Raw genomic sequence first — 6,741 nt, 5'->3', positions numbered from 1 at the left:
CTTTCGTTGTATTGCCAAAGAGATGGGTTGTTGAGCGATCTTTTGCCTGGTTAGAAAAATGTAGAAGATTGTGGAAAAATTGCGAACGTAAACTCAACACCAGCTTGCAAATGATTGTCCTTTCCTTCATTTCTCTCCTATTACGAAGATTTTAAACAGGTTCTAAGAGATACCGCGGCGGCATGACGTAGGGAAACCGTTTTTTGGGTTAGCTATAACAGTAGTCAGGAAACAACAGCTTAAAAAGAGACTTAGTGTTAAATTTCTAATAGATTACTTATAAAAATAAATCTTATGGAAAGCAGAGCTAAGGCTTGGTTCATTTGGCTGATTAGTAACTTGGTTGTTATATTCAGCAACATGCAGATAATTTATACCTTTATAAGTGTAAATCTCGAAAAGGAACTTGGACTTACAATCGCGCAAGTTGCACTGGCTAATTCAGTATATACTTGGACTTTCGCCATCTTACAATTTTTTAGTGGAGCAACGTTTAATGTTTTTTCCAGTAAAAAAATTTATTTTTTCTCGTTATCAACTATGATCTTGGGGTTTTTTGTCCTTATTAATAGTGACAATTTCTCCCATTTGATTTTGTCTCAAGTGTTGATTGCAACTGGAGCATCATTTGGTTTTATTGGTGCTGCTCACACAAGTAGCATATGTTTTTCCGCTGCCCAATTTGGACTAATGTTTTCACTAGTGCAGACAATTTCAAGCCTTTCTGCTTTGGTAATTCAAATACTGTTCTCTAACTTGCTTGCCGAAGATGCATATTGGAAAAATCTGATTGTATGCATAATACTATTTGGTGTGTTGATATTTGTACTTACGCTTTTTTGTCCAAACACACTTCCAGAAAGCAGCTCAGAAAAGCGCACAATAAAAAGCTCTATGAAGACAGTAATGTGCTCTATATTAACAGTGCTAAAATTAAGAGATATCTGGATAACTTCAGTGGTGGGTGCTATTACTTTTGGAACATTTTTAGCACTTAATACCTTGTGGGCTCCAAGGTTACTGGGCAACTCAGAACTCAATGCAATGGAGTCAGGTATAGCAACTGCAATACTATGGCTTGGTCTTGCAGTTGGTGCTCCAATTGCAGATCGAATCTCAAACTTATTTAAAAATAGGAAACATGTAATTTCTGCTTTTGCTTTATTGCAAGGCGTCTCAACTATTATTTTACTATACAGCCATTTAACAGTCCACGTTGTGTACTTTTGTATGTTAATGTTCGGGTTTTTTGCGGGAGGACATATGCTTAATTTTACTGTCGGCAGCGAGATTGTGAAACGAAAATACATCAGCACATCATCATCCATTATCAATGGATTTATGTTTATTGGCAGTGGAGTTATAGTGTCAATGTTAGCACTTTTTACAGATCATAAAATGGCACTTTTTGCAATATTGATAGTTGCCGGTATTTTAAATTATGCAACAAAAGAGACATACTCTAAAAAATAAAGTAGCTGAATCTCGAGTCGATTGCTATGTTATATTTACGTATTGTAATATTTATCAATAATGGATCACGTTACAACAAAAGACACAACAGTAACTAAGGCAACGATAGCTGGAGATATAAACCAAGAAATAGGATTATCAAAGGAAGACTCTGTTTCGATAATAGATGATATATTGGACGAAATAAAGACAAGCTTGGTAAAGGATGGAATAGTAAAAATATCGTCATTTGGAACATTCTTGGTTAAGAAAAAGAAGGAAAGACCAGGAAATATACCAAATACGTCGGAGAAAGTGATGATTCAGGCAAGAAATTCAGTTTCTTTTAGGCCTTCAAAAATTATAAAAAAATCAATCAATAATTAATGAACAAGGAAAAATTATTTTATACGATTGGGGAAGTAGCTGAAGAGCTACATTTGGAACAGCATGTTTTGAGATTTTGGGAAGGTCAATTTCATCAAATTAAGCCTACAAAGCGTAAAGGAAGAAGGCTATATGATCGCAAGTGTATAGAGGCCATAAAGAAAGTAAAATACATGCTATATGATAAAGGATATACAATAAAAGGAGTGCAAAAAGAATTTGGTAATGATATAAAAGTCACAAAGAATTTGTTGCAAGAACTCACCGATTTGAGGGACTATTTAACTAATAAAATAAATAACGAGGAAAGTAACAAGCAGGCGTGAAACACTACGTCTCGCTAAAATTTTGGAGTTTTGTGAGAGTTTAAAATGTGGCATATAGCCTCATTTCTTATGTTATTAGCAATATTAATGGGCTGTGGCCTGCAAAAACCTGCACCTGTGCTGCTTAAAGGCGAAGAATTTTACGGAAAAAGAGATCTGGAATATACAAGAGAGTACCATTTAATTAGGGAGCCTTCAGTGCAAAAAGAAAGTAGAAAAGCCATCATAAATAGGATATACGAAGATAACAATAATACACAAAATGTGGGGGTAAATTGTAAATTTGTAATGCCAGTTAAAGGTTCAGCTACCTCTTCTGATGAAATGTGTAAGGATGGCATAAAAATTGCTGCTCAAAATGGAACGAACGTAGTTTCCTCTGCACCAGGCAAAGTGATATATGTAGGCAAAGGGCTGAGATGGTATGGGAATTTAATTATAGTGGAACACAAAGATAATTACATGACTGTGTACTCCTATTTAAAAAACATACATGTTGAAATTGGCGATAAAGTAAAGCAAGGTCAAGTAATTGGATCTGCAGGTAAATCAAGCACACAAGATAAAGATCCACAGATGTGTTTCACAATACGACATAATGGCCAAGCGGTTGATCCTTTGATGCATATGAACTGTAATTGAATTTGGATTTATATGAAATATGATTTTAAAAGTGTTGAAAAATTTTATCAAGATAAATGGGATTTTTCTGTAAGCAAGAGTGGTAAACAAGAAAAGTGTTACGTGTTGGAAATGTTTCCATATCCATCTGGTAAAATTCATATGGGACACTTACGTAACTATGCAATAGGGGATGTGATAGCGCGTTACAAGAGAGCTAATGGATTTGAGGTTTTGCATCCAATTGGCTGGGATGCGTTTGGATTACCAGCTGAGAATGCAGCAAGGGATAACAATATTAGCCCCGAAACATGGACAAAAGGGAATATAGATAATATGCGTACACAGTTGAAATCTATAGGTCTTTCTTATAATTGGGAGCGTGAACTCTCCACATGTGAGCCTGATTATTACAAACACGAACAAAAATTTTTCCTGGATTTTTTAAAGCATGGGCTTGCCTATCGAAAAGAATCATGGGTTAACTGGGATCCAGTGGACCAAACAGTGCTTGCAAATGAACAGGTGGTTGATGGAAAAGGATGGCGATCAGGTGCAGTTGTTGAAAAACGTAAGTTGTCCCAATGGTTTTTAAAGATTACTGATTTCGCTGAAGATTTACTCAAGTGCCTGCAAAGTTTGAAAAATTGGCCAGAAAAAGTCAAAACAATGCAGGAGCGTTGGATAGGAAAATCTGAAGGAGCAACTATAGAGTTTGAAGTAGTTGGCCTGAATAAGAAATTAAAAGTTTTTACAACTTATCCTCATACTTTGTTTGGGGCTTCTTTTTGTGCAGTGGCAGCAGAGCATCCTATTGTGCAGGATTTAAAGAATGGTTCTTCTGTTGTCATCCCAGTGCTTGACACTGGGATCCAAGAAGTAAAATCGAAAAGAGAGAACGATGAAAAAATAGGAGTTTACACCGGATTAAACGTCAAACACCCATTTCTTGATAAGGAATTGCCGCTTTACATAGCGAATTTTGTGTTGATGGAATATGGGGAAGGCGCGATTTTTGGTTGCCCTGCACATGATCAGCGTGACTTTGAATTTGCACAGAAATATAATTTGCCGATAATTCCCGTTATTTCTTCAGCCCACTTAGGTGTCATTCCAGCGCGTGACCAGAATTCTTACAATGGATCCCAGTGTCAAGCTACTCAGATGACAAAGGAGGCGTATACTGGAGACGGGACAATGTTTAACTCCGAATTCTTAAACGGATTAATGGTTAGTGAAGCAAAGGAAGCCATAGTTAAAAAATTTGAAGAAAAAAAAATAGGCAAAAAAACAATAAACTATCGTTTGCACGATTGGGGAATTTCGAGACAACGTTATTGGGGATGCCCTATACCTATTATATATTGCAAAGACTGTGGTACTGTTCCAGTGCCAGAAAAAGACCTGCCTGTAATACTGTCCGCGGATGTGGAATTCACAAGTGGTGGCAATCCACTTGATAAACATCCTACTTGGAAATTTGTTGATTGCCCAAAATGTGGAAAGCAAGCAGAGCGTGAAACTGATACGTTTGACACCTTTTTTGAATCCTCTTGGTATTTTGCTGCATTCTGTAGCGAAGATAAATCAATAGACAAAGATGCGTGTAATCGTTTTATGCCTGTTGATTATTATATAGGTGGAATAGAGCATGCAATTCTGCATTTGCTTTACTCACGATTTTTCTGCCGTGCTTTAACCAAATGTGGCTATTTTGATATTAAAGAGCCTTTCTCTACTTTAATCACTCAAGGAATGGTCTGCCATGCAACTTATAAAGACGAAAATGGTAAGTGGCTATTTCCCGCAGAAGCAAAAGAGTTGATTGCACAAGGAGCTAAGGTTCAAGTGGGCAAAGTTGAAAAAATGAGCAAATCGAAAAAGAATACAGTTGACCCAAACTTTATCATAGAAAAGTATGGTGCTGATACTGCTCGCTTGTTTGTGTTGTCCGACACTCCTCCGGAGAAAGATATGGAATGGTCCGATGATGGCGTGGAAGGTTGTTCTCGTTATGTAAATAAATTGTGGCGTATGGTCATGCAGCTAAGACCTGTAAATATACACTATGATAATGAAAATGTTACGGGTGGACTTCTAGAGTACAGAAAAAAAATTCATAAACTCTTACACGGACTTACAGATGACTTGGAAAACTGCAGATTAAACTGTGTAGTGGCAAAATTTCGTGAGATGACGAATTTAATAGCTGAAATAGACGTAAAAACTGGAAAATCTCTTATTGATGAAGGTATATGTATATTAATCAGAGTAATCGAACCATTCATACCACATCTAGCTGAAAGCCTATGGCAAGAAATAGGAGGTCAACCTTGGCCAAAAGCTGATGAATCATTATTAGTTGACGATACGGTAACTATAGCAGTGCAAATCAATGGAAAATTACGTACAACAATCAAGGTGGCAATTAACTTACCTCAAGAAGAATTGAAGAAAATAGCGATAGACTCTGTGTCCAGTAAGATCGATCAAAGCAAAGTTCGCACTGTATATGCTGTACCAAATAAGATAGTAAATATAGTTATATAAAAGACCTGAGTAGTACGTTTTATATAATCTGATTTTATGGCTATACTTTTTTTGACATGTAGTTATATCTTTTTTAATATAAGGGATATGTACTTATGCATTATATATTTTTTTGTATGAGGAGTTATATGAAAATAAAGAGATTGTGCGTTTTGGCTGTGTTGCTTACTTCATCTCTAGCAGGTGCAGCTAGTAATAGTGCAAGTAAGTCAGAAGATAAGTACTATGCAGGTTTAAACTTTGGTGCTGGTTGGGGTGGTGGCTTTAAAATGAAACCTGGTGTTGTTCTTGGTTACCATTATGACCAAAACTCTAAATTTGAACTTGAGGTTTTCAGTAATATTAAGTCATTAAAGAGCATAGGAGCTAGCTTATTGGCAAACTACCGCTTCTATCCTGACCTTGATATTGATCCCGTTAAACTATATGTCAGCGGAGGTTTAGGAGGATATCTCCAAATAACACCTTTTGGCTTTGGTGTTAGTGATACAGTTGATGGTGATGACAATAGTTCACAAGAAGAAAAAGAAAAGGAAGAAGAAACACAAGGTGCTCCAGAATCAGGTGGTGAAGCTGCCGGTTCATCTGTAGTAGATAAAATACTGAGTTCTATTTCCTATAAACTAAAGTTAGGTGTTGATTATGAAATTACTCCGCAGATAATTGGTGCAGTTGGTATGACCATGGGTGGGCAACTAAGTGGTATAAAAGCAAAACAAATACCAGATGCAACTCTAGAGATAGGGGTACGTTATAATTTTTAATGCTGCTACTTAGTTCATAAAGGTAGAGACGATGTTGAGGATGAAATAAACAGCATTAAAAAAAATCCGAAAACGTATTTTCGAATATGGTTTTGAACGCTAGCTATAGATTAGAAAAATAACAAGAAAAAGGGTAAACATACTGTAATTGATGTTGAATGATGGAGTCCATTATTTTAGCACGAAGTAACGAATTCAGTAGAATAAGTTCTTCAAAAATAATTTAAACTTTTATTAGTAGGAGCAGTCTCATGGAATATTATAGCGATCTCACTAAAAGAAACTTTTATAAGTATCGTTGATGAGAAAGGAAAAATTGTTAAGGAAGAAGTTGTTGCAAGAGAAAGTAAGGCAATAGCTGAATTTTTTCTTGGTCAAGGCAAAAAATATGAATCCATGGGAATAGAAAGTGGACAGTTGTCAATTGACCTTACCCAGAAAAAGTGGAGAGAAAGTTTGGAATGTTTTTTACAAAAAGAATGATGCATCAAATTGTTCTGGAATGCAATAGTTAGAGGTTGTCCACAAACCAGTAAATCAAGCATATTCCCTACTTAACATAACTTTACTCATAGCCAGATATATGAAACTTTCAGTAGATGTTGTAAGAACCTGTTAAGGATCTCGAAAATATGAGGTAA

At 36.0% G+C, this 6,741-nt stretch carries 7 protein-coding genes; all 7 read left to right on the top strand.

Going from position 1 to position 6,741, the window contains the following annotated elements:
* Positions 1-155: transposase (locus OZD63_RS04945; RefSeq protein ID WP_275007855.1), on the top strand; the 155-nt coding region annotated here is incomplete at its 5' end.
* A gap of 139 nt (positions 156-294) precedes the next feature.
* The gene (locus OZD63_RS04940) at positions 295-1,473 is read left to right on the top strand and encodes an MFS transporter (RefSeq protein ID WP_275008281.1); all 1,179 of its coding nucleotides are present in this window, start codon (positions 295-297) and stop codon (positions 1,471-1,473) included.
* Between the two features lie 60 nt (positions 1,474-1,533).
* Entirely contained in the window at positions 1,534-1,839 is a 306-nt protein-coding gene (locus OZD63_RS04935; RefSeq protein ID WP_006279881.1) for an integration host factor subunit alpha, read from the top strand.
* On the top strand, positions 1,839-2,165 hold the full coding sequence (locus OZD63_RS04930) for a MerR family transcriptional regulator (protein WP_275008280.1): 327 nt from the start codon (positions 1,839-1,841) through the stop codon (positions 2,163-2,165). Before OZD63_RS04935 ends, OZD63_RS04930 begins: the two co-directional genes overlap by 1 nt.
* Positions 2,166-2,210: 45 nt before the next feature.
* Positions 2,211-2,807 carry a murein hydrolase activator EnvC family protein gene (locus tag OZD63_RS04925; RefSeq protein WP_274979585.1) on the top strand — a complete coding sequence of 199 codons (597 nt, stop codon included), beginning with the start codon at positions 2,211-2,213 and terminating at the stop codon, positions 2,805-2,807.
* A gap of 12 nt (positions 2,808-2,819) precedes the next feature.
* Positions 2,820-5,336: a leucine--tRNA ligase gene (gene leuS, locus OZD63_RS04920; protein ID WP_274979584.1), complete on the top strand. Its 2,517-nt coding sequence runs from the start codon at positions 2,820-2,822 to the stop codon at positions 5,334-5,336.
* A 128-nt stretch (positions 5,337-5,464) separates the two neighbouring features.
* The gene (locus OZD63_RS04915) at positions 5,465-6,100 is read left to right on the top strand and encodes a hypothetical protein (RefSeq protein WP_274979583.1); all 636 of its coding nucleotides are present in this window, start codon (positions 5,465-5,467) and stop codon (positions 6,098-6,100) included.
* Positions 6,101-6,741 lie beyond the last annotated feature (641 nt).

The organism is Wolbachia endosymbiont of Drosophila leontia, from assembly GCF_028981785.1.
Lineage (GTDB): Bacteria > Pseudomonadota > Alphaproteobacteria > Rickettsiales > Anaplasmataceae > Wolbachia > Wolbachia pipientis.
This window is presented reverse-complemented; position numbering and strand designations above follow the sequence as displayed.

Coding starts and splice junctions, on each gene's coding strand:
- OZD63_RS04940 (WP_275008281.1), top strand. CDS start 295: ATGGAAAGCAGAGCTAAGGCTTGGTTCATTTGGCTGATTAGTAACTTG.
- OZD63_RS04935 (WP_006279881.1), top strand. CDS start 1,534: ATGGATCACGTTACAACAAAAGACACAACAGTAACTAAGGCAACGATA.
- OZD63_RS04930 (WP_275008280.1), top strand. CDS start 1,839: ATGAACAAGGAAAAATTATTTTATACGATTGGGGAAGTAGCTGAAGAG.
- OZD63_RS04925 (WP_274979585.1), top strand. CDS start 2,211: ATGTGGCATATAGCCTCATTTCTTATGTTATTAGCAATATTAATGGGC.
- leuS (WP_274979584.1), top strand. CDS start 2,820: ATGAAATATGATTTTAAAAGTGTTGAAAAATTTTATCAAGATAAATGG.
- OZD63_RS04915 (WP_274979583.1), top strand. CDS start 5,465: ATGAAAATAAAGAGATTGTGCGTTTTGGCTGTGTTGCTTACTTCATCT.